This is a genomic window from Lysinibacillus sp. IITD104, assembly GCF_036698265.2.
GTDB lineage: Bacteria > Bacillota > Bacilli > Bacillales_A > Planococcaceae > Lysinibacillus > Lysinibacillus boronitolerans.
Window position 1 is genome coordinate 2,290,392 of the sequence record NZ_JBAHYH020000001.1, and the last position, 25,944, is coordinate 2,316,335.

26 protein-coding genes and 1 pseudogene are annotated in these 25,944 nt (G+C 36.8%); 6 read left to right on the plus strand and 21 right to left on the minus strand.

Features of this window, described 5'->3' with window-relative positions; all coding sequences use genetic code 11:
* Positions 1 to 38: 38 nt before the first annotated feature.
* Both V1L66_RS11645 and V1L66_RS11650 read right to left on the minus strand, forming a co-directional pair.
* Entirely contained in the window at positions 39 to 1,145 is a 1,107-nt protein-coding gene (locus V1L66_RS11645) for a response regulator (protein ID WP_333004040.1), read from the minus strand.
* A complete protein-coding gene (locus tag V1L66_RS11650) occupies positions 1,142 to 4,189 on the minus strand; it encodes an ATP-binding protein (protein ID WP_333004041.1) in 3,048 nt (1,015 codons plus the stop codon). The genes V1L66_RS11645 and V1L66_RS11650 overlap by 4 nt, the downstream gene beginning before the upstream one ends.
* Positions 4,190 to 4,537: 348 nt before the next feature.
* Between V1L66_RS11650 and V1L66_RS11655 the strand changes: the two genes are divergently transcribed.
* Entirely contained in the window at positions 4,538 to 4,903 is a 366-nt protein-coding gene (locus V1L66_RS11655; RefSeq protein ID WP_333004043.1) for a hypothetical protein, read from the plus strand.
* Positions 4,904 to 4,983: 80 nt separating this feature from the next.
* Here V1L66_RS11655 and V1L66_RS11660 read toward each other — a convergent pair whose 3' ends face one another.
* Complete coding sequence (locus tag V1L66_RS11660; RefSeq protein WP_016991725.1) at positions 4,984 to 5,415, minus strand: DUF2935 domain-containing protein; 432 nt, start codon at positions 5,413 to 5,415, stop codon at positions 4,984 to 4,986.
* Positions 5,416 to 5,485: 70 nt separating this feature from the next.
* Complete coding sequence (locus tag V1L66_RS11665; RefSeq protein WP_016991724.1) at positions 5,486 to 6,901, minus strand: PLP-dependent aminotransferase family protein; 1,416 nt, start codon at positions 6,899 to 6,901, stop codon at positions 5,486 to 5,488.
* Positions 6,902 to 7,067: 166 nt separating this feature from the next.
* Here V1L66_RS11665 and V1L66_RS11670 point away from each other — a divergent pair, with 166 nt between their 5' ends.
* Entirely contained in the window at positions 7,068 to 7,685 is a 618-nt protein-coding gene (locus tag V1L66_RS11670) for an FMN-binding negative transcriptional regulator (RefSeq protein ID WP_016991723.1), read from the plus strand.
* A 45-nt stretch (positions 7,686 to 7,730) separates the two neighbouring features.
* Here V1L66_RS11670 and V1L66_RS11675 read toward each other — a convergent pair whose 3' ends face one another.
* Entirely contained in the window at positions 7,731 to 8,249 is a 519-nt protein-coding gene (locus V1L66_RS11675; RefSeq protein ID WP_016991722.1) for a GNAT family N-acetyltransferase, read from the minus strand.
* Positions 8,250 to 8,374: 125 nt separating this feature from the next.
* Between V1L66_RS11675 and V1L66_RS11680 the strand changes: the two genes are divergently transcribed.
* Positions 8,375 to 8,977 carry a YitT family protein gene (locus V1L66_RS11680; RefSeq protein WP_016991721.1) on the plus strand — a complete coding sequence of 201 codons (603 nt, stop codon included), beginning with the start codon at positions 8,375 to 8,377 and terminating at the stop codon, positions 8,975 to 8,977.
* 49 nt (positions 8,978 to 9,026) lie between these two features.
* Here V1L66_RS11680 and V1L66_RS11685 read toward each other — a convergent pair whose 3' ends face one another.
* From V1L66_RS11685 to V1L66_RS11755, 15 genes and pseudogenes are all read right to left on the minus strand, one after another.
* A complete protein-coding gene (locus tag V1L66_RS11685) occupies positions 9,027 to 9,635 on the minus strand; it encodes a DUF4304 domain-containing protein (protein ID WP_016991720.1) in 609 nt (202 codons plus the stop codon).
* A 662-nt stretch (positions 9,636 to 10,297) separates the two neighbouring features.
* Positions 10,298 to 11,080 (minus strand): annotated as a pseudogene (locus V1L66_RS11690) (excinuclease ABC subunit UvrA); the annotation flags it as partial.
* Between the two features lie 102 nt (positions 11,081 to 11,182).
* Entirely contained in the window at positions 11,183 to 11,593 is a 411-nt protein-coding gene (locus tag V1L66_RS11695) for an SRPBCC domain-containing protein (protein ID WP_258858943.1), read from the minus strand.
* Positions 11,590 to 11,916: a helix-turn-helix transcriptional regulator gene (locus V1L66_RS11700; protein ID WP_016992666.1), complete on the minus strand. Its 327-nt coding sequence runs from the start codon at positions 11,914 to 11,916 to the stop codon at positions 11,590 to 11,592. The genes V1L66_RS11695 and V1L66_RS11700 overlap by 4 nt, the downstream gene beginning before the upstream one ends.
* Positions 11,917 to 12,210: 294 nt before the next feature.
* Positions 12,211 to 12,429 carry a hypothetical protein gene (locus V1L66_RS11705; RefSeq protein WP_258858944.1) on the minus strand — a complete coding sequence of 73 codons (219 nt, stop codon included), beginning with the start codon at positions 12,427 to 12,429 and terminating at the stop codon, positions 12,211 to 12,213.
* Positions 12,430 to 12,466: 37 nt separating this feature from the next.
* The gene (locus tag V1L66_RS11710; RefSeq protein WP_333004052.1) at positions 12,467 to 12,790 is read right to left on the minus strand and encodes a winged helix-turn-helix domain-containing protein; all 324 of its coding nucleotides are present in this window, start codon (positions 12,788 to 12,790) and stop codon (positions 12,467 to 12,469) included.
* A gap of 102 nt (positions 12,791 to 12,892) precedes the next feature.
* Positions 12,893 to 13,579, minus strand: a complete 687-nt coding sequence (locus V1L66_RS11715) for a diphthine--ammonia ligase (RefSeq protein WP_333004054.1) — start codon at positions 13,577 to 13,579, stop codon at positions 12,893 to 12,895.
* Between the two features lie 16 nt (positions 13,580 to 13,595).
* The gene (locus V1L66_RS11720; RefSeq protein ID WP_333004055.1) at positions 13,596 to 14,678 is read right to left on the minus strand and encodes a hypothetical protein; all 1,083 of its coding nucleotides are present in this window, start codon (positions 14,676 to 14,678) and stop codon (positions 13,596 to 13,598) included.
* Positions 14,679 to 14,778: 100 nt separating this feature from the next.
* Complete coding sequence (gene proS / locus V1L66_RS11725) at positions 14,779 to 16,215, minus strand: proline--tRNA ligase (RefSeq protein WP_333004057.1); 1,437 nt, start codon at positions 16,213 to 16,215, stop codon at positions 14,779 to 14,781.
* 344 nt (positions 16,216 to 16,559) lie between these two features.
* Positions 16,560 to 18,278 (minus strand): bifunctional diguanylate cyclase/phosphodiesterase, encoded by a 1,719-nt coding sequence (locus V1L66_RS11730; protein WP_258858948.1) that lies wholly within the window; start codon positions 18,276 to 18,278, stop codon positions 16,560 to 16,562.
* A gap of 391 nt (positions 18,279 to 18,669) precedes the next feature.
* Positions 18,670 to 18,840, minus strand: coding sequence for a transcriptional regulator (locus V1L66_RS11735; protein WP_333004060.1), 171 nt, complete (start codon positions 18,838 to 18,840; stop codon positions 18,670 to 18,672).
* A 218-nt stretch (positions 18,841 to 19,058) separates the two neighbouring features.
* Positions 19,059 to 19,208, minus strand: coding sequence for a hypothetical protein (locus V1L66_RS11740; RefSeq protein ID WP_053994852.1), 150 nt, complete (start codon positions 19,206 to 19,208; stop codon positions 19,059 to 19,061).
* A gap of 162 nt (positions 19,209 to 19,370) precedes the next feature.
* Entirely contained in the window at positions 19,371 to 19,865 is a 495-nt protein-coding gene (locus V1L66_RS11745; RefSeq protein WP_333004063.1) for a DinB family protein, read from the minus strand.
* A 59-nt stretch (positions 19,866 to 19,924) separates the two neighbouring features.
* Positions 19,925 to 20,887 carry a tyrosine recombinase XerC gene (locus V1L66_RS11750; RefSeq protein WP_333004065.1) on the minus strand — a complete coding sequence of 321 codons (963 nt, stop codon included), beginning with the start codon at positions 20,885 to 20,887 and terminating at the stop codon, positions 19,925 to 19,927.
* A gap of 311 nt (positions 20,888 to 21,198) precedes the next feature.
* A complete protein-coding gene (locus V1L66_RS11755) occupies positions 21,199 to 21,612 on the minus strand; it encodes a hypothetical protein (protein ID WP_333004067.1) in 414 nt (137 codons plus the stop codon).
* Between the two features lie 76 nt (positions 21,613 to 21,688).
* Between V1L66_RS11755 and V1L66_RS11760 the strand changes: the two genes are divergently transcribed.
* The 3 genes from V1L66_RS11760 (at position 21,689) to V1L66_RS11770 (ending at position 25,014) form a co-directional block, all read left to right on the plus strand.
* Positions 21,689 to 23,179, plus strand: coding sequence for a circularly permuted type 2 ATP-grasp protein (locus V1L66_RS11760; protein WP_333004068.1), 1,491 nt, complete (start codon positions 21,689 to 21,691; stop codon positions 23,177 to 23,179).
* Entirely contained in the window at positions 23,133 to 24,098 is a 966-nt protein-coding gene (locus V1L66_RS11765) for an alpha-E domain-containing protein (protein WP_333004069.1), read from the plus strand. Before V1L66_RS11760 ends, V1L66_RS11765 begins: the two co-directional genes overlap by 47 nt.
* 61 nt (positions 24,099 to 24,159) lie before the next feature.
* Entirely contained in the window at positions 24,160 to 25,014 is an 855-nt protein-coding gene (locus V1L66_RS11770; RefSeq protein WP_036079044.1) for a transglutaminase family protein, read from the plus strand.
* Between the two features lie 43 nt (positions 25,015 to 25,057).
* Here the strand turns inward: V1L66_RS11770 and V1L66_RS11775 are convergent, their stop codons facing one another.
* Positions 25,058 to 25,933 carry a site-specific integrase gene (locus V1L66_RS11775; protein ID WP_333004070.1) on the minus strand — a complete coding sequence of 292 codons (876 nt, stop codon included), beginning with the start codon at positions 25,931 to 25,933 and terminating at the stop codon, positions 25,058 to 25,060.
* Between the last annotated feature and the right edge of the window lie 11 nt (positions 25,934 to 25,944).

Sequence of the window (25,944 nt, forward strand, 5' to 3'; positions counted from 1 at the left end):
CTACTATTAAAACAGAAATTACTTTTCCGAAATCGTTTCTAAACGTTGAGTAAGAACTCGTTGTATTTTCTATAAAATTTTTCTGGCACAGCGAGATCAATTTCAGCTAATTTTGCCTCTATAGATTCAAAGAATTTTATACATTCTTGTTTCCTATTTTGTTGAATTAAGAATTCTAACAATTGAAACATATACTGTTCATTGTATTCGTCTAGCTCTAATAGCTTTTGTAGGCAATTATACTTTAATAAAGTATGGGCAGCGTCTATACGTGCAATATACTGTTCAAGCACATGTAATACAGATTGCTTTAAGCGAAGCCTGATTTGATTAACCCATAAATACTCCTCATCTATTAAAAAATCACCCTCATAGCAATTCAATAACTGCTGAATGGATTTCTCATCATGTTGATCCTGCTCCAATAGTTGATTCAGCTCATCATAATCAGTTTGAATTTCCGCATTTAATTTATAGTGATTATTGACCAAGAGTATGGGATCTTGAATACCATTGTCCTTTAATATCTTTCTTAAATGATAAATAGTTGTATGTAAATTACTAGCTGCCTTTTCAAAGTTCAAATCTGGCCACAATTCCTCTAAAAGAACTGCATTTAACATAGGCCGTTTTTGGTGAAATAGTAAATATAAAAATAGTTCACGTACTTTTCTTGTTCGCCACTTAATCACATTATGTTGAACATCCAGTAGATAAAAGCTGCCTAATGTATGCGCATATAATGAGTTTTTCTTCTCATCCCTCGGCGCCACCGTCACGACCATTTTTTTCTGTGCTTTTGTTAACGCATTAATCAGTCGTTTTTCCTGTACTGGCTTTAATAAATAATCTGTTGCCTCAACTTCAAAAGCCTCCACGGCAAATTGTGTATGAGCTGTAACAAAAATGATTTGTAAGGATGGTTGCTTGTGTAGGAGCTGCTTTGCAAGTTGCATACCGTGTGTGTCAATCATTTCAATATCTAAAAACACTACATCAATTATTTCTTTTTCAAGAAACTGGAGGGCCTCAGTTGAATTTGTAAATGTTCCCTTAATGTTAATCTGAAATTGGGCAAGTTGTTTAACCATAATAGATAAAACATCAATGGCCAATTTTTCATCATCAACGATCATTATATTCATGTGACACCACCCTCTGGTAATAAAATGACAATTGTTGTTCCCTTTCCTTCTTCGCTGTAAATTCGTAAACTAGCATTTTTTATTAATTTAAATTTCTTTAATGGATTCATAAAGCCAATTCTTGTACTTTCTTCATTTAGCAATTGGTGCAATTTTTCTTCTGAAATTCCTACACCATTATCATAGATTTTAATTCTTACAAATTGTCCCTCTCTCTGTAGGCTTAATTCTATGGTCCCTCCCTCTACTTTTTTAGAGATACCATGGAACACTGCGTTTTCAATTAAAGGTTGAATGGACAATGCAGGGATTCCTAATTGTATCGATTCGTCAATATCATATTTAATACGTAAACGATCTCCAAAGCGCATTTTTTCAATTGATAAATAGGCTTTTACAAGCTCCATCTCCTCATCGATGGGGACAATGCTATTTCGATAATGAACATTCAGTTTTGCACGGAAATAAGTGGCTAAACAATAAAGAGCTTCACGTGTGTTTTCCATATCTGTATAACTTAAACCAATAATCGTATTAAGTGTGTTATATACAAAATGTGGTGTGACCTGTGAATATAAATAGTTCATTTCTACTTCGATTGCATCGATTGATGATTGTCGAACAGCCAATAAAGATTCAATACGAATAAAAAGTTCATCGGTAGAAATCGGCTTTTGTAGATAATCATTCGCCCCTACTTTTAACGTTTGCAGTAAGTCAGATTGCTTCATAACTGTAGTTAAGATAATTATTGGTAGTTCCAGCATATCATATTGTTTACGTACACGTTTACATAACTCATAACCTGACATTCCATTCATCATTAGGTCGATTAACATACAATCTACATGATTGGTTTTAATATAATCGATCGCATCAAAGCCGTTATCTAAGGCGATCACTGTATATCCCTTTAAACTTAGTGCTTCCGTTAAAGTTTTTATATTGACATGGTTGTCATCTACCACCAGTATTTTTTTATCGCTTCCTTTATAAATAAGGGGCAGTCGAAGCTGTATTTCTGTATCTGTATGTGATGTAATGATAGCTTGTTCATTACTTACGTTTTCTAGTGTTGAGAGGGGCATTGTAAATGTAAATGTTGTCCCTTCCCCTACAGTGCTTGTCACATAAATGTTACCATTTAATTTTTCAATAATATTTTTAGTAATACTTAGTCCCAAACCTAGCCCTTCTTTATTATGATGATTGTTTCCTTGATAAAAGGCGTTAAAAATACGATCTAATTCTTGTGTCGGAATTCCACAGCCTGTATCACTTACTTGGATGACCATCTGCTCCTGTTCAACATGCGCAGTGACTATGATTGTTCCATTTTGTGTAAATTTAATCGCATTATGCAGCAAGTTATATAAAATTTGTTTAAAGCGTAATTCATCCGTGTAGATCTTTGGCAAATCTAAGTTTATCTCTGCTGTTACCCTTACTTGACTATTTTTGGGCATAAAACTACGAATTTCGGCTACTACCTCATGTATAACAGATAGAGATACACTGCGTAGACTAATCCTTACTTCTCCTGTCATTTGATTAGAAGAAAACAATAAATCTTCTACTAAATGACCTATGCGCTGTGTAACGCTGTGAATTAGAATAACTTGTTCCTGTTGAGATCGTTTTAATGGTCCTTGAGCACCTTCCATTAAGGATCTGGATATATTTAATATTCCGTTTAGGGGGGCACGGAGTTCATGCGAAGTTTTCAGAAGAAATTCATTCTTCATTTGATTATGTTCAAGCAATTCTTCTGACAATGCTACTATTTTTAAAACAGCTTGATTGGCACGATAATTTAATAATGAGGCAAAGCCAAATAATATTAGTAAAAATAACATGAATTCTGTATAGTCAAAAGGCATCCCAAATAAAAAGTTACAAATGAGTAAAATAGAATAACAACTAATCGCTGTAATAACTATTAGCACATAACGCACAGCCTCTAAACGTTTTAGCATGACCTTTATAAGCAACCATATATTATAGAAAATAACTGGAGCCGTGACACTGATATAGATTATTTTTCTCATAATCATTTCAAATTCTGAGGAGGCCCTTTCATTTTTTGTAAAGGGATTATAGATACCGTACATAACAAACACGATACCAAGTAATATGGCAAGCGTGTATAAAATTTTTCTTTCTAGTAATTGTGGATACATCGCATTTATAAAAAATGTTAAAGCAAGCAGTGCGAGTGGAATGATTCCTAATTGCAGACGTAATTGATTGACCGTCGATAGATCAGTGAATAAAAGGAAAAACACTTTTTGATTGATAAACGACATATAAAATCCTAATGAAATAGTAAATAGACCAAAGAATAACTCTTCCTTACGCTTGCGATTCTGTAAAAATGTAAAGACATAGATCGCACCAACTATAATATGACCTATACTCACTACTATATCTAAAAACACTTTCCAGTGATAATGCTTTTGAATAGCCTTCATCGTACCAAATTCAATAGGATAAACAATTCCAGCCTGAGGATAATTGTAATTTGCAACATGGATGACAATGTCTAGTTTTTTATTGACACTAGGAGAAAAAACGGTATATTTATCATCATTTTCAGATGCATACGCGCTTAAAACAGTACTTGGATTTCCTTTAGCCCCCACCTCAACGCCATTAATGAATACACGACTAGCTTGACGAATCGTTCGAATATATAGGCCGTAAACTCCATCTGATGGTACCTCTATGTTGACGTGATAGGTTCCCACCGAAAGCCCCTCTTCATTTGGCTCTACATATGCTTGCCAATTAAAGGGTACATTTAAATTCAGTTTTTTATGTTGATAGCTATCAAAATTTTCCCCCAAAGAAATTAATACATTTGGATAAAAGGCCCATTCTCCTTCTAGCTTTACAGGCTTTAATAATTGCTCTTCCTCTAATTTTCCTACACCTTTATGTATAATTTTTGGCTGATTAGTGGAGAAATAATGCCAATTACCAATAAAAAAAACAATCACAAAAAGCATGATTATACTTACAATAATTATGATATTTTTTTTCATTTTCGTGCCCCCAAAGATCGATCATTTATGATGTATCTTTACATCATATTGCTCACTGTTTTTACAATCAACCCCTTTTGAGATAGTAGCATACTGTGTTTGAACAAAATCTAAACAAACAATAATAATACCTTTCTTGATGTTTTGTTTGTTGTTATTTTAAAAAAAATGATTGTGAGCGGATTAAAAATTTTTATTAGCCTCTGGAAACATGTGAAGTGAATTGTTTTCAATAAATTACTATTGTCTAAATAGACTTTCCACATTATTGAAGGAAAATATTAATCATTAAAATTTTTCTAAAAAAATGTTATGATTAGAAAGGATTTTGATTGATGGAGGATTTTGATGAAGGTTGATTTTGAAGAGTTACTAAATGGTGTTTTTTCATCTTTACAAGCTATTGAAGGAGTAAAATCCGTGGAGTCTATTCTTGAAGTACTAAAGGATCGAATTGTTTTCCCTGAGATTACCACTCTGATATTGAACACTAGGTTTGAACTGGTTTATTTATTTAACGAGCAGAAAGTAGTGTTTAAAACATTAAAAGAAGTTTTGATTGATTCAGATTATATAGAAGAAATTAATGTAATCAATCAACATTGTAGTTCAATTGAAAGTATTCTAAATGATTTTGTTAACACAGATACACTGAAGAATTATTCTTTAAGTCTCCTTTCCTTTAAGTATAAAGAGAAAATTCCGAATAGTTAATATTGTGATGGTAATAGCGGTCAAAAAATGGAGTATGGCAAGTGTCCTATTTCCAAACTCCATTTTCTAGACGCTAAGATCTAGTATTTCTGTTGATACAAAATGGTTTGAGCGATTCCGATAAAATATTCGGATTCTACAATGATATGATTTAATACAACTTTAGCTGTCGGATTGGTGCTTATCGGTTGACTTTCTTGCATAAGCGTTCGGCAAAACTGGATAAATTGATCACTCTGTTGAAGACAGAAGGAAGTTAGCTGTAAAATATCCTGAAATAAAGCTGGAGAAACTTGTCCCTGTGAACGATTGACGGTTTCTATATATCTTACAACTTGCTGATGTGTTTGAGCGAAAGCTTTTTCCCATTCCTTTAACGCATCGACATATGGCTGCTCCAAATCTTTCACAAGCTCTCTTATTACTACTGTATGCTCTTCTTCTTGGTGCTTCCAAAATTCAGCTTCATCTAATACACGTAATGGCATTTGATTGCCATAATAAAATTGCATGAAAATCCCCCTCCCACTTATCTCTATTATGTATATACAAGAAATGTGGAAATAGAACTTTGAAAGAGATTCATGTCATAGTAGAGCTATTAAACCAAGCATGGTTTACTAGCTTAATGCCCATGGCTATCTCATCTTCCGCCAAATTAGCAAACCCCAATAATACCTTAGCGGGCTGTACGAACGAGGGATTTGCATAAAAAATGGATGTTGGGTAGACCTTAACGCCAACCATCTTTGCTGTATTAATCAATTCCTCTTCAGTCATCTTATTATTTGGTTCAAGTAAAATATGTAAGCCACTGCTGGCCCCATATATTTTCCCATTTTCCCCGAAAGTTTGATGAATGGACTTTACTAAAGCCTCATATCTTCGCTTATAACTATTCCTTGTTTTATTCAAGTGTCTCTCCCAATACCCACTCTCTATAAATAGCTGTAACGTATGCTGGTGGAGTCTGGACACAGTTTGAACATAGTAATTGTTCTGATGAAATAAATCCATTAATTTTCTTGGTAATATCATATAGCTTAGCTTAATGGATGGAATCAAAGATTTTGAAAAGGTGCCCATATAGATGACGCGATCACTCGAATCTAATCCCTGTAGAGCAGGAATCGGTTTTCCAGCATATCGAAATTCCCCATCATAATCATCCTCGATGATATAAGCATCTTCTTCCTTAGCCCACTCTAGTAATGCTAATCTTCTTGAGATAGGCATAACTGTTCCAAGGGGAAATTGATGGGAGGGTGTGACATAAACAGCCTTGATGTTATTGTTTCTTAACGGATTGATATGAATACCATGCTCGTCAAGTGGGATTGGTTTCACCTTTATACCATTATCTTTAAACAAGTAACGAACGCGATAATAACCTGGATCTTCCATAGCAAAAAGCTCATTCCGTCCAATTAGGTTACATACGATACCAAGAAGAAACTGCAAGCCTGCTCCTATAACGATTTGCTCTGCACTGCATTGCACCCCTCTTGATTCATAAAGATAGCTTGCCATATAATTTCTTAATTCCAGCTCTCCCTGTGGATCTCCATATAAAAGGAGTTGAGCCTGTTCTTCATCAAGGCTCTGCATTGATAATTTACGCCATATTTTAAACGGAAAATCTTTTAAATTAATATCTCCATAATTAAAATCGTACTTAATTGCTGGTCGTTCTTGTTTCTGCTGAGTCGCTAATTGTGGTTCAAAATGATGAGGGCCTCCTTGAAAATAACCTTTTTCAAGATCAACCACATATAGTCCATCTCGCTCTTTACTTATCACATAGCCCTCTGCAAGGAGCTGCTGATAAGCTGCATCTACAGTGTTGCGACTAATCTGTAAATGTTTAGCTAGACTACGCTGAGACGGCAATTTGCTTTGAGCCCTTATCTTTCCATTTTGAATTTCTGCTTTTATATAGTTATATAATTGAAGGTAAAGTGGTTCCTCATTATTCAGGTTTGGTGTCATTTCGAGCATGATTCTTGGCTCCTTTAGAAATAGCGTTGTTGGCACTTTTATGAGGTGCCAGTGATTGATTATAATAAAATCTACATTGTTGAGTAGAAAATGTAAAGACGTGCCTACGCAATTATTTGTTTATTCGAAAAACTCACGATGATTTTATGTATAAGGAGAGGTTTCCATGTATGTTCCTAAGTATTACAAAGTATCGGATTTAGAAGAAATCAAAGAATTTATTCAACATAATTCCTTTGCAACAATCGTTTCAATTCGAAAAGGTAAGCCTATTGCAGCCCATATACCCGTGTTGCTGAAAAAAATCGAGGATGACTATTATCTGACAGGTCACTTAGCCTATGGTAACCCTTTATGGAAGACCTTTGAGGAAGTACAAGACATTCTCGTGATATTTAATGGTCCACATGCCTATATCTCTTCCTCTTGGTATGAGCATGAAAATGTGCCAACCTGGAATTATCAAGCTGTCCATGTATATGGAAAGGCAAGTCTGATTGAAGGAATAGCTTTAGAACAAGATTTGACTAGCTTACTTGAAAAATATGAGTCATTCCGTGAAAATCCTGTGTTGTGGGATAAACTATCTCCTGAGCTTTTGCAGCAAGAAATGAAAGGAATAAAGGGGTTTAAAATAAAGGTGGAAGAAGTGCAGGCAGCCTATAAATTAAGTCAAAATCGGAATGCTAGTGATTACGCCAATATTATAAAAGAACTTTATAAAGAGGAAAATCCCCATGCTGATGCGGTGGCTGAGGCCATGAAGAAAAATAGAAGCAATTAAAACAGCAGGCAGAAATGTTGAGAATCAACGTTTCTGCCATAAAATTTAGGCAAGTGTTTTCGTCATGATAAGATCAATTTGTTCTTCGTCACCCATATAAAATGAGTGGGCGCCGGTTTGGACAAAGCCTATTTTCTGATAAAAACCGATGGCACTGTCATTTTTCTCCCAAACCCCTAGCCAAATGCTTTTTTTGTTTTGAGCCACAGCCTCCTCTATTGCTTTATTCATAAGGTATTTGCCAAGCCCTTTTCCTTGATATTGATGTCGAACATAAATTCTCTCCACCTCTAATGACTCATCTCCCATTCGTTCGGATTGTGCTTCATTGACATTTACTTTTAAATAGCCAGCTATTTCTTCCTCATAATAGATAAAATAGAATGCTGAATCCAAATTGGCTAATTCCTTCTCTAGCTGCTGCTCCTGAAAGGCACGCTCTAAATAAGCCTTCATGTTTTCGGGGGAGTTCTGATCTTTAAATGTATCATTGAATGTTTCAATACTTATTGCTTGAAGCTGTTTTAAATCTGCGTGCTCACACTTCTTTAATTTAACAGACATGGATTCCACTCCTTTTCGTAACTCTTTCTAGATTTTATATTGCAAATGCAATAAAAAGAGTATATAGTCAATTTATCGCAATTTTGTTGTATTTGCAATAAAAATATCAGGAGGAGGTCTTTTAGTTGAAATATATCTTTTATGTAGTGGGCATTTTAATTTTAACGCTAGGTATTTCGCTCACAATTCAATCTAAACTCGGCACCTCACCTTTCGATGCGCTTCTAGTAGGCTTATCTAAAAATGTGGGGCTAACGGTCGGTAGTTGGGAAATCATCTTAGCACTCCTATTAATAGGTAGTAATTCCCTATTAGCTAGAAAAAAGCCTGAAATTTTAGGGTTGATCACCGCATTGATCACGGGCATAGGGATTGATATGTGGTTATTTTTATTACACGATGTAGTATCCCCAGATATTTTGTTTAGCCAAGCTGTCTGTTTTACTACTGGTTTAGTTATAGTTGGGTTAGGAACGGCGACTTATTTACACACAAATTTTGCACCAATTCCTGTAGATCGACTTACTTTAATTATCAAAGAATTAACTAGAAAAACGATTTTTTTCTCAAGAACTCTTATTTATCTTTTATTTTTCATGTTGGCTATCTTTTTTAATGGTCCAATCGGTGTCGGTACATTATTAACCGTTTGCTTCGGTGGCTATATCCTCCATTTTTTTATGCCGATAACTGGAAGAATACTAGATAATATATTGAATAAATCCTAACTTATAAAACTAGTTACTCGCTCAAGAATAAATTCTGGTTTTGTGATGCCTAATCTTCCTCAAGTTCCACACCGTATTGATTGAAAATGGCTTGGTATTTATTTTGAAAAATGGACCACCTCTGTTCGGTTCCATACTTCTTCTGCAATGCATTATAATAGAGCTTTGCTGTTGTAACATCATTGGCTTGTAATAAAAAATGAAAGCTTTCTTCGCCCAAGTGCAGAAATGGACCTGCAATGTAATAATCAACAATGGATCTTGCAGAAGTCATCGTTTCATAGAAATTATGAACCTCCTCTAACCCCAGCAGCAATAATTTTGTTAATTCTTCCAAATTTGTAGTGGCTGTGATGGAAAATCGATCAGGTGCATTTTCGACAATGGAGTTAATCCTTGCTCGGAAGTGACATTCTGCTTCTTTGGGTGCTGTCACCATTTCTCTTGATTGTAGCTGTGCTAGCTCTGCTGCATATATCCCACAGTTCACATAAAACATCAAAGTGTCGGCTGTATTACCAGAAGATTTTTGGAAATTGATCAGATAGATAAGGTTTTCGGTTGTTCGATAGAAATTCAATCCTTTCCTTTTAAAGCCTAGCTTGATTAGAAATGGCTTGATGTCCTGTTTTATTAATTCATTAAAAATTTGCTGCAATGGAATACCTCCTTCTCCTTTAGTATTCATTCGATTTATGTTTCCTTATTATTTCATTAGCTCGCAGCTGTATTTCTTCATGTTGAACCTACTTATTTTATATAGTTTAACGTATCCATTGCTCAAAAACATAAATTAAGGCTAACTTTTCCTATCTAACAGTAAACGACTTTGCAGTTACGGGAGCTACATAAAAGCAGAATTTTCTACCACTATCCTTAGTGTCATAACGTAGTATCACCTAAAAATAATAATGTTTAAATAACCGTTATGCTGGAAAGCCACTATTACAATAACGATTTTTCAATTGGATAAAACGTTTAAATTAACACTTATGTCCCTATAAATCCATTAATTTCATATATTTTTAGTAAAATTGCCCATTATTATTGCAAAAGTTTTACACAATTAAAATTAAGGTTTCAATTTTGGTGTTGAAGGGTAATCGGTAATATTATTGAAAAATAACTCTACCCTATTTCATGCTATTCTTACTTTAGTTCAAAAAGGCGAAAGCTTTTTGAAAGGAGTAAGAATGAATTGAAGAAAAAATGGTTACTACCCATTTTCGCATCGTTTATGTTCTTTACAGGTATGGGTATTCATGATGCGAAAGCGGCAACAATAGCAGATATAACAAATACAGCCAAAGCATATATAGTTTGCTCTAAAATTTTTAGTAAGGTGTTATGGTCCAGACCCACAGAAATTTCATCAACAATAATCACGGTGTTTTCGCTTGTTGCCATGAATTCTGCTAAGTACAGCCTTGTTAATTCTCCACCTGATAAAGTCCCCATAATACGATTTAAGGTTAAGTAGCCAATATTCATTTGCATAATATTATGCAGAATATGCTGTTTTTCTTCACTGATATTTAATTCCTTTGATAAGGAATAGATGGCCTCTATACTTAAATGATGAATATCAGAAATACTATAGAGTTCATTCCATAAAGTGATTTTATACTGCTCCACTTCTGGACTATAGCGCTTACCCAAACATTTTTTACATTCTACATTTTTTGTCGTGCCTCGCCCCTTACATGCAGGACACCAACCTAACGCATTGTTAAAGGAAAACATCTCTGGCGATAGCTGAAACTCATCTGCCAGTCGATTACGAATTTCTTTAAAAACACCTGTATGTGTACCAATTGTGGAACGTGGATTGCTAGAGATTGAGGATTTTCCTAGAAAAAGTACAAGGGGCATGTCCTCCATTTTGATGGCACTGAAGTTCGTTTCCATAATGTTTGGAAACAAATATTGATATTCAGCCTTTGGTAATAAAGAGACGAGACGTTTTTTTGACTCTTCCCCAATCGTTTGACAAAATGTCGTTTTCCCTGAGCCAGACAAACCTGCTATCGCTAACGATTGATCTTCGGGTAAAACGACATCTAAACGGTTGATATTATTGGCAATTAGTTCATTAATCTTCATTTAGTTATCCTTCCATTTTAAAATATCAAAAGATGGAACTGAAAATGAAAGAACACAATTCTTGCTACGGAATTGCGCTCTCCTGTTGTCATTTAATTAATACTAGGCTAATACTTTTTCAAGCTGGGCACCCATATTTGTCCAAGCGTATTTAGCACCTTCAATTGCTCCTTGACGAGCCTTTGTTTCTTCGCTAAAGCCACTTTGATCGAGGTGAAGCTGTATTGTGCCATCTGATTGTTCTGCTAATGTCCAAGTTACTGTAGTCGTTTCGCCAGCACTTGTCCACGTATAAGATAATTTGTGAGGCTCTTCTACTTCCAGCACCTCACAATCTACAATGCCGTCCCACCATTCGTTTGGTTCAGCACGAAATTGAAATTTATGCCCCACAACGGGTTGGAAGTCATTGCTCCATATCCATTTTGCAAGTGTCTCTGAATCAGTTAAAGCATGCCATACTTGCTCGATTGAACTTGTAAATTTAAAATCTAAGGATACATCTGGTTTCATTTGTTTTCCTCCAATAAAAGCTGTAGTTTTGATATTCTTTCTTTCCAAAATCCTTCATACAACGAGACCCAATCCTGTATTTCCTTCAATGGAGCAGCATTCAAGCGGTACCTCGTCTCTCTACCTTCCTTGCGAGCCAGAACAAGACCTGCATCTTTCAGGATGGCTAAATGTTTCGATACGGCCGTACGCCCCATATCAAATTGAGCGGTTAATTCGTGAAGCGGTAACTCCTCTGCCTCTGCTAACAAACGAATCAATGTTCGTCTTGTTGGATCAGCGATAGCTACATAGACGTCACGCTCTTGATGATTGTTACTCAAAACCACCACCCTTTCTAATAGGACACTAAATGGTGTCTTAATTATATGCCACCATTTAGTGTCCAGTCAAATGTTATTTTAGACAAAATGCTATGTATTCTAATCACCAAAAAAGATATAGGTGAAATACAAAAAAAGTACAGAGGTGAGCACCTTGTACTTTTACTAAACTAATTCATTTTTTATAACTATCCAGCATACGTAGACAAAGGATGATCCTTAGACTGATTATCTGAAAAGAAAATTCTTCAAATATTTAATACAGGACAATAATCCTACAAACGGTAGTATTCCCTAATCCACTTGTTTCAGTATATTTTCGATATTCGTTAAGCGTTTGTTTATTTCTTGAATTTGCTGTTGTTGCAATTGAGCTGTTTCTTTATCTAATTTTAGTTGTTCTTCGGCACGGCGCTCCGCTCGACGAATGACACTGAACACAAAAATAAAAATTAAAATAAGAACGATAAGTGGCAGCAAAGAAACTACAGAAACTATCGACATTGATGACATTTGTTGAAACTCCTTTTCTATATAATTCTTACAAAGTCTACTCCTTACTATTTTTATCCGTGATGTCGTTTGCAACTTGGGAAATGACATCAGCATTTAAGGTCAGGCTAAAAGGGTTTAGGGTATAATACTTCATTGCTTTACCACTTTCAGAAACCTCATGATAGCCATTAATTAAGTTGGCTTCCTCTAATTTCTGTAAGTGCAAATAAAGTAATGGTCTACTAATTCCTAACTCTCTTGCAAGTTGACTAACATATTGCTTTTCTTGATGAAGAATGGCAATAATTTTTAAACGATAAGGATTTGACAGCGCACCCAATACTGTTAACAGCTCTTCACCTTTAAATATATCTTTCATATGTAATAATTTTATTACATATGAAATAAAAAGACAAGAAGAGATCAAAAAAACCTTTAATGTAATGAATTGGTCATCACATTAAAGGTTATCTTGAGTGACTTACGCAAGCTCCAAAGGTAAAAATGCATAGTCTCCATCTCGTATTACTGGGCATTTCCGGACAGTAATTGGCTGCTGAAAAAGCGGTCCATCTAAGACGGTTGTATGGAATTCTCCGCCCTCACCACAAGGGTCAATGCCGCGAGCTTCGAGTTCCTGAACATAATCGTTAGTAAGGATTCTTCCCAAATCTGCTTCGGTCATACCTAACGATAGGTTAACTGTGACAATCATCGTGCTAAATCCTAAGTGAATAAATTCATCGACAGCTTCCCGATGGTTCATTTCCCATAAAGGCATACCAAGCTTTAATCCGGCCTTTTTTGTCACTTGATCATGCCAGCAGCCGTGTGCAGGCATATCTAAATCACCTGTAACTAATACCTCAGCTCCTTGATTTTTTGCATTTTCTAAAAGACCAATAAACACTCGCTCATACTCGGCCCAGCTTGCAGCAGCCGTATAGACAGGTAGCCCAATAGAGTCGGCTTGTGCCTGGATAATCTCTGGTGGCATTCCATGCGACCTTGAGCGTTGCCCTTCTTCCTCCAACATCACGATAAGACCTATTGCTTGACCTTCCTGTGATGCTTTATATAAAGCTAAGACACTATCCTTTCCACCACTAAATGAAGCAATAAATTTTTGATTCAGCGCATTATTTTTCCAGCTTGTGCTATCTGTCATTTTACGTTCCTCCCTATTATTTATCGAGATAGATTTTTTTAGCTTCCTCATCGAAAAACTGAGTAATTTTCGGATAGTTGTTGATGTCCAGATTGGACTGCCTCATGATTTTCTGTAAAAAGATCGTTTCGGCAAACAATTTATTGAGGATGAGCTTACATGGTAATGGGTGGTCCTGAAAATACTCGATTAAATCATCGAGCTCACCGAAATGGAAAGACAAAATATAAGTAGCGTAATTTTGTAATAACATACTTACGCAATGTTCTCGATAAGGATTTGTCTGTTCTTCTAGCACAGTGCTGTGTAGCAGTTGAAAGAATGCTAGTTTATTTTCCGTATACATATGTAAAAAATGGTTGACATCATTCAGCAATAGTATGATTTCCCCTAGTCCTTCCTCATAAGGCATCGCGAGCTTCTTGGATTTCCCCTCTAAAGTATGTAAGAGCTCTAAGGTGAGGTGCTTACAAGCATCTATGTCTTCAGGCGCAATGACTAATTGCTCCTGATAGTTGTAGAAATGCTCATTAAAATAATCATGGTAAAAAGAAATATATTGCCCTAGATGGATATTCGTTTTTGTATGCACTAACGTCTGGTCGAGAAAAGAAAAGGCGTATAGCGTTTCCTCATTCACTGGATGCGCATACAGATAGAAAAAGAAGAAAAAATCCTTTAATTGTTGTCTTTGCTTATCGTCTAATCTAGTAATAGACGTTAGCTGAGATAGCTGGAAGAAACAATAATTTTTCATCAAGTCATTCATCTTATTATAACGATTACGCGGAACAATCTTCGTCGTAGCGTTAATAGTATAGATTAAATAGTAAAATACTTGCTCATCGTACACATCGAGCTGATGGAATTTCGATGAGATTATAGGTTTCTCATTTGGCATATCACTGTACTGCGGATCTGGTGGTTGAAGCTCCTCTGCCCACGCCAAAAATGTTTCATGCTCATGAGCACTAAAAAAGAGCTCTGCGCTTTGATCGTCTAATACAGCATACTCAAAGTTTTCCATTGGAACAGCTTGTAATCCCCGATTGAATTTGATATTTAGATAGTTATTGAATAATGCTTGTACATTCACCATGCATATCCTCATTTCTTTATGGCAAGTCATAACGTCTCTTTATTTTATCATAATCTAACAACAACACCCTCCTACAAAATAGGAGGGTGTTCGAACGATATTAATATGCTTGTGCAAACCAAACTATATGTTTTGCTTCGTTTCCACAGCCAATACATGTCGTTTTCGTTGTTGGTGGATTAAATGGAATATTGCGAGATGTATATTTTGTTTCTTCCTTCACTTTTTCCTCGCATGCATCCTCACCACACCATCCAGCAAGTACCCAGCCAGGGATTGTCCCATTGTCTTTGGCAGTGTCAATGTGCTGTTGTAATTGTAGAAGCGTGTCAATCGTTGTGTGAGCATTTGCTTCACGGAATTGACGAGCTTTTTCTAATAAGCGCGTTTGCATTGTTGTTAACTCTTCTTCAATAGCTGTGATGATTGTAGCTAAATCGACAGTTCGTTTTTCCTCTTCATCACGCGCTTTCAGTAAAGCTTGCTTATTTTCTAGGTCACGTGGCCCTAATTCAACACGAACAGGTACGCCCTTTAGCTCCCATTCATTGAACTTATAGCCTGGTGATTGGTCTGAGTCATCCAGACGTACACGAATTCCCTTCGCTTTTAAGGCCGCAAAAATCTCATCTAAATGCTCCATGATTTGAGGGTTCTTTTTCCATGGACCTACTGGAATTAAAACGACTTGCGTTGGTGCGATGCGTGGAGGTAAAACAAGTCCCTGCTCATCCCCATGCACCATAATAACCGAGCCAATTAAGCGTGTAGAAGTACCCCAAGATGTTGTATGCACATATTCATGCTGGTTTGCTTTATTTAAATATTTAATATTAAAGGCTTCAGCAAATTTTGTTCCTAAATAATGCGATGTTCCTGCTTGAACAGCCTTGCCGTTTTTCATCATTGCCTCAATAGAGTACGTATCGACAGCCCCTGCGAAACGCTCAGAAGGGGTTTTTTGTCCATCATAGACTGGAATTGCTAGCACCTGTTCTACCACTTCTTTATAAATGTCTAGCATTTGCATTGTTTCTTGACGAGCATCTGCTTCATCCTCGTGCGCAGTATGCCCTTCTTGCCATAAAAATTCAGAGGTACGAATAAAAGGTAGTGTTTTCTTTTCCCAGCGGAAGACATTTGCCCATTGATTGATCAGCACTGGTAGGTCACGGTAGCTTTTAATCCAATTAGAGTAAAGATGACCAATCATCGTCTCAGATGTTGGACGAAGCGCTAGCCGTTCTTCTAATTGTTCTCCTGCTGCCTCGGTTACCCAAGGAAGCTCTGGTGAGAACCCTTCGATATGATCCTTTTCCTTTTGGAAGAAGGATTCAGGAATAAGCATCGGGAAATAGGCATTACGATGTCCTGTCTCTTTAAAGCGGCGATCCATTTCCTCCTGAATATGCTCCCAAATTTCATAGCCGTCTGGTTTAAAGGCGATACAGCCTCGAACAGGTGTATAATCCATTAAATCGGCTTTTTGGATGGTCTCAATATACCATTTCGAAAAATCTTCTAGTTGTTTTGACATGTGTTCTCCTCCAATTTTGTAAAATGAATGCTGTTGAATCAAGAAAAAAGCACAAAGCTGTCCTCTGAATAAGGACGTCTTTGTGCTGGGATGACGTGGTACCACCTTGATTTAGCTTTAAATAGAATTTAAAGCCCTCTCACGTTTGGTAACGAAAACGACTCGGTTATGTTTGCATAACATCTCCGTGGTAGGTGTTCAGTGAAGAAGCGGTGATATAGCTCTCAGCAGTTGCTATATTTTCTGTTTCACAATTCTTACTTACTTGGCCACATCATCAAATGGTTTATCTTGTTTACAGTTTTACTTTATCCCACTTTAGCAAAATCATTCAGGAATAGCAATTAATAGCTGGATTTATTTGTGACAGTATTAACAATGAGATTCGTAAAATCTCCTACGGATAAAGGCTTACTGAAATAATAGCCCTGCACATACTCACAGCCATGCTCACGCAGGACGTTTAATTCAGCTTCCTCCTCTACACCCTCAGCTACTACTTGTAGGTTTAAGGCATGGGCTAATGAAATCATGGCTGAAATCATAGCGATTCCTGACTTTTCAGGTACGATATCACGGACAAAGGCACGATCAATTTTAAGCACATCCACTGGGAATTTTTTTAAGTAATTTAACGATGAATAGCCTGTCCCGAAATCATCTAATGAAATAGTAATACCTAGTTCTCGTAATTGCTTGATCGTATCAATTAAATCTTCCGTATAATCAAGCATACTCATCTCGGTAATTTCAATTTCTAATAAATGAGGGTCAATGCCTGTTTCTGCAATGACACCACGCACCATATCTACAAAGCCACCTGTACTAATATGAATCGGCGAAATATTCACAGCTACACGCAATAGCAATTCATGTGATTCATTCCACTGACGAGCTTGAGCACAGGCTTTACGTAAAACCCAGACACCGATATCATTAATCAGCCCACAATCCTCTGCAAATGGAATAAAACGATCTGGTGGAATATGACCTAATTCTGGGTCATACCAGCGTAGCAATGCCTCCATACCAATAACAGAATCCGTTTTTAAGTCGATCTTTGGCTGATAATGTAATTCTAGACGATCTTGCTTTAATGCTTGATGTAATTTTGTTTCAAGCAAAAGCCATTTATCATTGGCCTCGTCCATATTATCACGATAGAGTCGATATTGATTGCCTCGTGTAGATTTTGCTGCATACATAGCAATATCCGCATTTTTCAATAATTCTTCCACAGAGTTTGCATGATCTGGGAATACACTGATGCCGATACTAATACTCGCGTAAAATTCATAGGTATCGACAATAAAGCTTTCATTGAAGACGCCAATAATTTCCTTAGCCATTTCATCAATGCGATTGACATCATTTAAAATCATGACAAATTCATCGCTATTGTGGCGATAGAAAGAATTCGATGTATGATCAATATTGCGCAGACGATTGGACATTTCCACTAAAAACATATCGCCAATAATATGACCAAGTCCGTCGTTAATGTGTTTGAAACGATTCACATCAATGAAAAATAACGCAAACTTCTCTCCTGTACGTCGAGATTGATGAAATTCATTTTCTAAACGCTGTTCTAATTTGCGACGATTTGGTAGCCCTGTTAGTTCATCGTGATAGGCAATATGAGTAATTTTTTTAATGTCCTTTTGCGCTGTAATATCTACGCGAATGGCAATATATTGATAAGGCTTTCCTCGTTCATCTAGGAACGGAAAAATCGTTGTTTTCACCCAATATAAACTGCCATCTTTCGCACGATTGCACACCTCGCCATTCCACATATCGCCATTACCGATTGTTTTCCACATCTCTCTAAAGAAAGATTTAGGATGAAAGCCTGAATTTAGTAAACGGTGATCTTGGCCAACTAATTCTTCACGCGTATACTTTGAAATTTTACAAAAATGATCATTAACAAAAGTAATTTTTCCGGTGCGATCTGTAATCGCTACAATGATGGAACTATTCATGGCGGAAAAGATATCTTGTAATTCTTTTAGACTGTAGTTCATTTGATTAACACTACTAGGCGTGATATTCATCATTTTCATTCTCCATTCATTAAAATATGAAGGGTTTGGTACTTTTGCTTTATCTTACAGCGAGGTATAAAGTTGTGGTATATCGCCCTTTTTTATGTAATTATATTATAGTCTTAAAAAAGCAGTTAATTCAACCCAAATCTCAAAAACATTCAAAGCAGCATTTGATAGTTTTTAATAAAATAGACAAAATTTAGTGTATCTAAACACCTTGAAATTGTCTAAATATATAGTTTTTCAATACTTTTGAACTATATAAGTTAGTTTATTTAGGCTATTTATCTTTTTAATACAAAATATAAAAGTTTCATATAGTACGTTTTGATGTCTTGTAAAATTTTTGTTAAAGTAAAATGCCTTACTGTCCCGCATAGGAAGTAAGGCATTTTAGATGTTAAGAGACCTCATATTCTATTGAACCCCCTATCGATTTCGCCTGCTTGTTGTAGGCATCTAATTGCTCTTGGGATAAACTTGAAATGTAATAGTGAAAATTAATAGGCTCTAGCCCATGCTCCTCACATACTTGACGATAAAATTCATAACCTTCTCGATAATCCGTCATCCTCATAACTTCCTTTCCCATTCGCTACTATAATATCTAGTTCATTTTGTTATATAACAGAAATATTATTTGTTTAAAAATATATAACAGACTACTATACTTGTCAATAAATTATCTGAAATTTCTTGATGAAATCACGAAAGCCCAGACCATTTTATTTAGTATGGCTGGGCTTTTCATAAAATATTCACGGCGGCTTCCGTCATAATCACATCCTTTTAAATTCCTAATTGTTTTGCTTGCATATTGTAAGCTGAAAGTTGTTGCTGTGATAATTGTAATACATAATAGCGGAAAGAAATTGGCTCTAATCCGTAGCGCTCACACATTTCACAATAAAATTCATAACCTTCACGATATTTTGACATTTAAAATTCCTCCTCTAACGAAATCTGTTTTATAACAGTTTTTATTATTTTTATTTAATATATAACAGATTATGTAGCACGTCAAGAGATTATAACAGAAAAATTGAATAACAATAAAAGGAATTTAGCTCACTCCCAGTGGCCAAATTCCTTTGATACATGCTATTTTCTAACGATTTCTTGTAATTGCTTGATATGACGCTGCTCATGCATATAGACCATTTCAATCCATTGGTCGAGTGGTAATTCTCCTAAGGCTGGGTGCTGCACAGCGCGCTTAGCTAATGCTTCGGGTTCCTCGATTGTTTGCAAAAAAGCGAGGAGGTTCTGTCTTGTTGTAGCGAGTAAATCCAGCATCGCTTGAACAGTGAAGGGCTCTTCTGCTGGCTCTACAATAGGCGGTGCTTGGAACTTTCTTGTTCGATCTAAGATGAGCTGCACATTTTTTCGAGCGGGTGTTGACTGTTCCTCTGCCTTTAATCCCCATGTAATGGCTTTCTTTGTTGCTTCCTCTACTAATACGAGATGGTGGCAGATTTGCGCTACACTCCAGCTTTGTGCATCTGGTTTCTTATTAAAGGCTGTATCGTCCAATGAGTGAATCTCCTGAAGCAATTGTGTTCTTGTGGCATCAAGATGATCTTTGACGTTTGACATACTTAGGCTACCCCTTTCATTAGGTCTTCTTCTATATATTCGATATGGAGGGGTGAAAATCATCTTTCACGAACAATATTAAATGGATTATTCTCTAAAACATGCTGTAGCTGCTCATCTTCAATATGTGTATAAATTTGCGTGGTTGCGACGCTAGAATGCCCTAAAATGTGCTGCAAACTACGGATATCTGCCCCTGCTTTATACATCATCGTTGCAGATGTATGGCGTAGCTTGTGTGGTGTAAGACGTTCTTTTTGAAGACCTGACTGCTGATTAATGCGTTTAACGATTTTGGCAACGGTTTGACGTGTAAAGCGTGTTCCCTTTTGTGACACAAAAAGGGGCTCCTCGCCTTCTCCTTTATAGGGTGTCTTCCCACTGTTTTCATAGTCAGCAAGTGCCTGCATACAGCTATCATTTAAATAGACTGTGCGCTCTTTGTTGCCCTTCCCAATTACGGTTAAATAACGTCCTTGAATGGATGTCTTGTTAAGCTGACATAGCTCGGTGACACGTATTCCTAAATTTAAGAAAAACATCATCATGCAATAATTTCTCGGGGATGCCTGATTGCTTTTTATCCCATCTATAAATTGTGTAGCTTCTTGTAGGTTCATATAAATAGGTCGTTTTCTGCCTATCTTTGGTGTTTCTAATTCATCTGCTGGATTTTCCTCGATAAGTCGACGTTTGCCTTTTAAATATTTAAAAAAGGATTTTAATGTTGCCACTTTTCGCGCTCTTGCAGCAGCTGAATTGCCTCGCTGTACTTCGCAATATTCCATGAATAAATAAAGATCCTCTAATTTCATTTCGCGTATTTCTTCTATTGTAATAGTGCCAATATCAATGGTGGATAAATTCTCTATATCCAAATCCTCCTGGACAGCTTTGTAGAAGCGAAAAAATAAGGTCAGGTCATATTCATATTCTTTTCTTGTGCGCTGAGACTTTCCTTTGATGGTTGTTAAATAGACAAGAAAATCCTTCATGAATTTTGGTTGTTTTGTTTTTTGCATGCTCATCACCTCTATTTGCTCTATTTTACCATGAAAAAACGTTCCCAAATATAAATTTGGGAACTTTATTGAAAAAAAATGCCCTTTTACGCACTACAGAACAAATGTTCTATTTGAGGGTAATAAAAAAACCCTTTTTAAAAAGAGGTTTTTTGTTACAACTATTTTGTGACAGTTATAGGATTTTAGGCATAAAGTTCACGATAAATGAATATTAAAATCTAGTAGACTTTATTTGCTGTGTGAGACGCGTTGAAAAAACAGTAGATGGGTAACTGTCCATGTCAATTCGTCTCACAACACACATGGAATTATTTTACAAAAACTGAATAAGTCCCATCTTCTTGTTTTGTTAGTGACCAGTTTGTCGATAACATTTGCTGAAGTCTTGTGACTGTCTCCTCATCACACGTTAAATGCTGGATACCTGTTTCTAATAGTTGGTAATCCTCCCCTTCTTCTAATTGAAAGCGTAGCTGCAATAAACGTTGGATGCCTGGTAATGTTACATACTTGATTCGATAATGGCCATTGTACGCATCTAAGAACTTTTGTTCCCCTTCCTGAAAAAGAGCCATTGTCTCACTAAATTCATAGTTTGGTACTTGTTCTTGCCAAGCTGATACATCCCCCGAACGCAAAGCTCGTAAAATCTCCTCGTCTGATAAATTTAATTTGGATAGTTTATCTAATTCATACGCTTGCATTAAATTAATGATGGTCATGGTTGTTAGCTCCTTTTATGTATTTATTCACAGTGTAACATGTTTTCACTACTACTTGAATTCGGAGGCGATCCATATGATGAATTTATATGATTCTAGTCTGTTTTTCGATGAAATGTTTGATGGCAATAAGCCAAAGCCTCATTATCGATCTTTTCATCATAAGCTATCCTTTTTTTCGCGGGAGCAACTTGAAGAAAAATACCGACAAGCGCAAGCGAGCTTTCTCAGACAAGGGATTACATTTACGGTATATGGTGCACAAGACGGAACAGAACGTACCATGCCTTTTGATTGTGTCCCAATTATTATTCCTCAAACCAAATGGTCCATGATTGAAGCAGGGGTCAAACAGCGCGTGGAAGCCCTCAATAAATTTTTACAGGATGTTTATGGACAGCAAAAGATCATTCAGGACGGTCTTATTCCGAGACAGCTTGTCGAAAATAACCCATATTTCAAACCAACCATGAGAGGACTTCAAGTACCAATTGCGAATCATATCTTTTTAGCAGGGATTGATTTAATTCGGGATGAAAAAGGTGATTATCATGTACTCGAAGATAATTTACGCAACCCTTCTGGCATTTCCTATGTCTTTGAAAATCGAGATGTGATGAAGGAAGTATACCCTGAATTTTTCTCCAAGCATACGATTCGTCCTCTTGATAAACAGATGGCTTATATGAAAAAAGCACTTCTTACACATCGCCCACCTTCCTTGCAAGCAGAAAGAGAGCCTAAAGCTGTCCTCCTAACAGCAGGCATGTACAATTCTGCGTATTATGACCATGTTTTTTTAGCCCAGCATTTAAACATCCAGCTCGTCGAGGGCCGTGATTTAGTTGTACAGGATTTGAAGGTCTATATGAAAACCATTTATGGCCTACAGCAAATCGATATTATTTATCGTCGAATTGATGATGACTTTTTAGATCCTACTGTCTTTCGTGAGGATTCTTTATTAGGTGTTCCACATTTAATGGCTGCTTATCAAGCAGGTCATGTATCCATCTTGAATGCCGTTGGGAATGGGGTGGCAGATGATAAGGCAATGTATGCCTATGTGCCTGAGATGATTCGCTATTATTTACAGGAAGAACCTATTCTACCAAATGTGAAAACCTATCATCTTGGAGATGACAGTCAGCGTGAATGGGTGCTAGAGCATATACACAAGCTCGTTATTAAAAATGTAGGAGCCTCTGGTGGCTATGACATGTTAATTGGTCCACATGCAAATAAAGAAGAGATTGCTTTGTTTAAGCAAAAAATTATTGATCAGCCCTATCAATATATTGCACAACCAACGATTAAATTGTCCAGAGCCCCTGCCTTCCAGAATGGGCGATTTTATCCTTGCCATGTTGATTTACGTGTTTATGTTATGAAGGGTGAGGATTGCTATGTGTTGCCTGGCGGTTTATCTAGAGTGGCACTACAAGAAGGGTCTCTTGTTGTGAATTCATCTCAAGGGGGCGGTGCAAAGGATACGTGGATTTTAAAGGAGGAATTGCAGCATGCTAAGTCGAGTAGCCGACGCGTTGTACTGGATGGCACGTTATAGTGAACGTACACAAACAAATGCACATATATTACAGGTACAGCTGTTGAATATGTTGGAGCAATCAGGGCAAGAACATGATTATATTGATCATTGGGAGGCTGTTTTAAATATTTGTGCCTCTAAGGAGGAGTATTTAGCACATTACACAACGATTCGTGTTAACCCATTGATTGATTATCTTCTGTTTTCTGAGAAAAACGGTAATGCCCTTCATGCCACATTACGTGCTATTCGGGAAAATGCACGAGTTACACGTGATAGTATGCCAACGGAACTTTGGGAAATTCAAAATTCCTTTTATTTAACAAAGCAACAGTCCATACTAAAAAGAGAGCGACCTATTCCACTCATTGCCCTTCAAGATTTTTTACAGGATGTTCGAAAGACTTTATGGATGGAGACAGGGCTAATTGAGGGTACAATGGATCGCGATCTTCCCTTCTATTTTATGCAGGTCGGCAAATGGCTTGAACGAGCAGAAAAAACCATTCGGATGATCGTTGTAATCGTAGAACAACAGAAGCTAACAGGCACATCACTGTTAGAGGATGATGGTACCTTTTTATTGGAGCTTTCCGCAGCTAGAGAATCCTACATGCGGAAGCATCGCCAGACCAATTTACTAACGGTCATTCGGTATTTAGTCCAAGATGTGCATTTCCCATGTTCTGTGATGTTCTGTGTAAAGAAAATAGAAGAAGCCATAACGGCTATTGAACACGATTCTTTATCCTCACGATTTTTAACGCTTCAGTCGGATATTAGTAGCCTCGTTCTTGCAATCGATCATATTGATTTTTGGCAAATGACTATTGAGGAAACCCTAAAACTGATGGAGGAAAGATTGTCTCAATGTATGGCTTTTAGTGAAGCCTTTTCGACAATCTATCATTTATATGAACCCAGCGTACAACCTTGAAAGGAATTCACCACAGCTCCCTTTCAACAGGCAAGTCAGTAAGCAGAAGGAAGCGGACACGATGAAATTTGAAATTCAGCATACAAATATTTTTCAATATGAGTCTGAAGTCGATCAAAGCTTGAATACGATTCGTTTAAAGCCGCGTAGCGATGAGCGTCAGCGATTATTATCTTATCGAATTGCCATCACGCCATCCTCTCTAACCCGTGAGCATACGGATATTTGGGGCAATACAGTTGGTTCTTTTTATATACCAGAGCAACATCAAATACTAGAAATTCATACATCTTCAATTGTTAGTATTCAGCGTGCACCATTTATTCATCGTATACAATATTCACCCGAAATGCAGACAATCTTTCATTCACAGCTATTCTATGAGCATTATTTACCGTATTTAAAAGCAACACATTTTACATTTATGACAGAGCAGCAATTAGAGGAAGTTTATCATGCGATCGGTCACGCTGAAAATCCTGTGCTCTTTTCGCTTAATTTAATGCAGTATTTATATGCTAGCTTTGAGTATGACCCGACCGCAACAGATGTCACGACAACAGCAAGTGAAGCTTTTGCACTAAAACGGGGCGTTTGTCAGGACTTCACCCATGTCATGCTTGCTGTTTTACGGGCGAAAGGAATACCGGCTCGCTATGTCAGTGGCTATCTATATGTCGATGAAAACTCTGCCCTCATCGGCGATATTGCAACACATGCCTGGGTAGAGGTCATGATTCCAGGCATTGGCTGGATCGGTCTTGATCCCACAAATAATGTGGAAGTATTAGAAAACCATATTATTTTATGTATTGGTCGCGATTATAGTGACATTAGCCCTGTGGAAGGTGTATATTCTGGAGGCAAGCATGATTTAACAGTGAAAGTGAATGTCAAAGCATTGAATCATTTATAAAAGGCGTGCAGTAATGGTGATAAATCGCGATTACTGCACGCTTTTATTCTAGGCGCTGCTGTCTTTCTGTTAGCACCCATTTTCGTACATAGCCCATTTCTTGTTGAATATGCTCCAGTGTTTTTTCCTGTTGAAACGCCCGTTGCATCACCGTATAACGCAAGTCAGTGGCTCTTATATTCTTCCCTATATCTTGGGATATCGTTTGAAAAATGCGTTCAACTGTTTTCGTAGTAATTGGCTTCGCTATACTTGCCTCGCTTACCCAAACCCATTCTCCCACCTCTTGCTCATGTAAATTGCTCGTCTCTTTTTTATACTGTGCGAGCATGTCCATGAGGATCGTTGAACACTTTATTTCTCGACGACCATTTCGGTTGGCTATAAAAAGAGTCGCTTTTTCTTCATTAAAGTGTGTCCATTTCATGCGAACGAGCTCGGCAGGCTTACAACCTGTTTCCATCAACACTTGAACGATACAGCCATTGCGTCTTGCCAGCCATGCATGCTCCTTTGTTTTAGCATATTGAAAATAGGTGGGCCATACGTTTGCAATTTGCATGATCTGCTTATTTGTCAGTGCTTGCAGTGTCTCTTTTTGTCTTTTTTTCGGCTGTAAAAGATGCTGATAATCAAAAGGCTCCACCCATTCTCGTAAAAAAATAAAGTCCACAAAGCCTCGCAATGTCGCTATTTTATGGTTAAACGTGTTGATATTACTATAGGTGTCCTTTAAATAGTCGCAGTAGAGCTGTAATAAATGTTTCAATTGATGATCTACATACAAGTAGTTTTGCTTATGGGCGAATGTTAAAAATTGCTGCCCATCCATATTGTATTGTTTTTTTGTGGCAGCACTTTTTTTCAATGATTGCAGCAGTAATACATAGCTATTCCATGCGTCCTTGAGTGTAACCATATCGCCCCTCC

Bases quoted from the DNA above. Each gene is read 5' to 3' on its own strand.
- V1L66_RS11695 (WP_258858943.1), bottom strand. From the start codon at position 11,593: ATGAAACCAGATGTATCCTTAGATTTTAAATTTACAAGTTCAATCGAG.
- V1L66_RS11670 (WP_016991723.1), top strand. From the start codon at position 7,068: ATGTATGTTCCTAAGTATTACAAAGTATCGGATTTAGAAGAAATCAAA.
- V1L66_RS11715 (WP_333004054.1), bottom strand. From the start codon at position 13,579: ATGACAGATAGCACAAGCTGGAAAAATAATGCGCTGAATCAAAAATTT.
- V1L66_RS11755 (WP_333004067.1), bottom strand. From the start codon at position 21,612: ATGACCATCATTAATTTAATGCAAGCGTATGAATTAGATAAACTATCC.
- V1L66_RS11775 (WP_333004070.1), bottom strand. From the start codon at position 25,933: ATGGTTACACTCAAGGACGCATGGAATAGCTATGTATTACTGCTGCAA.
- V1L66_RS11730 (WP_258858948.1), bottom strand. From the start codon at position 18,278: ATGATGAATATCACGCCTAGTAGTGTTAATCAAATGAACTACAGTCTA.
- V1L66_RS11675 (WP_016991722.1), bottom strand. From the start codon at position 8,249: ATGTCTGTTAAATTAAAGAAGTGTGAGCACGCAGATTTAAAACAGCTT.
- V1L66_RS11760 (WP_333004068.1), top strand. From the start codon at position 21,689: ATGATGAATTTATATGATTCTAGTCTGTTTTTCGATGAAATGTTTGAT.
- V1L66_RS11705 (WP_258858944.1), bottom strand. From the start codon at position 12,429: ATGTCATCAATGTCGATAGTTTCTGTAGTTTCTTTGCTGCCACTTATC.
- V1L66_RS11745 (WP_333004063.1), bottom strand. From the start codon at position 19,865: ATGTCAAACGTCAAAGATCATCTTGATGCCACAAGAACACAATTGCTT.
- V1L66_RS11765 (WP_333004069.1), top strand. From the start codon at position 23,133: ATGCTAAGTCGAGTAGCCGACGCGTTGTACTGGATGGCACGTTATAGT.
- V1L66_RS11720 (WP_333004055.1), bottom strand. From the start codon at position 14,678: ATGGTGAATGTACAAGCATTATTCAATAACTATCTAAATATCAAATTC.
- V1L66_RS11660 (WP_016991725.1), bottom strand. From the start codon at position 5,415: ATGCAATTTTATTATGGCAATCAAATGCCATTACGTGTATTAGATGAA.
- V1L66_RS11650 (WP_333004041.1), bottom strand. From the start codon at position 4,189: ATGAAAAAAAATATCATAATTATTGTAAGTATAATCATGCTTTTTGTG.
- V1L66_RS11750 (WP_333004065.1), bottom strand. From the start codon at position 20,887: ATGCAAAAAACAAAACAACCAAAATTCATGAAGGATTTTCTTGTCTAT.
- proS (WP_333004057.1), bottom strand. From the start codon at position 16,215: ATGTCAAAACAACTAGAAGATTTTTCGAAATGGTATATTGAGACCATC.
- V1L66_RS11665 (WP_016991724.1), bottom strand. From the start codon at position 6,901: ATGCTCGAAATGACACCAAACCTGAATAATGAGGAACCACTTTACCTT.
- V1L66_RS11655 (WP_333004043.1), top strand. From the start codon at position 4,538: ATGAAGGTTGATTTTGAAGAGTTACTAAATGGTGTTTTTTCATCTTTA.
- V1L66_RS11770 (WP_036079044.1), top strand. From the start codon at position 24,160: ATGAAATTTGAAATTCAGCATACAAATATTTTTCAATATGAGTCTGAA.
- V1L66_RS11710 (WP_333004052.1), bottom strand. From the start codon at position 12,790: ATGAAAGATATATTTAAAGGTGAAGAGCTGTTAACAGTATTGGGTGCG.
- V1L66_RS11740 (WP_053994852.1), bottom strand. From the start codon at position 19,208: ATGTCAAAATATCGTGAAGGTTATGAATTTTATTGTGAAATGTGTGAG.
- V1L66_RS11645 (WP_333004040.1), bottom strand. From the start codon at position 1,145: ATGAATATAATGATCGTTGATGATGAAAAATTGGCCATTGATGTTTTA.
- V1L66_RS11735 (WP_333004060.1), bottom strand. From the start codon at position 18,840: ATGACGGATTATCGAGAAGGTTATGAATTTTATCGTCAAGTATGTGAG.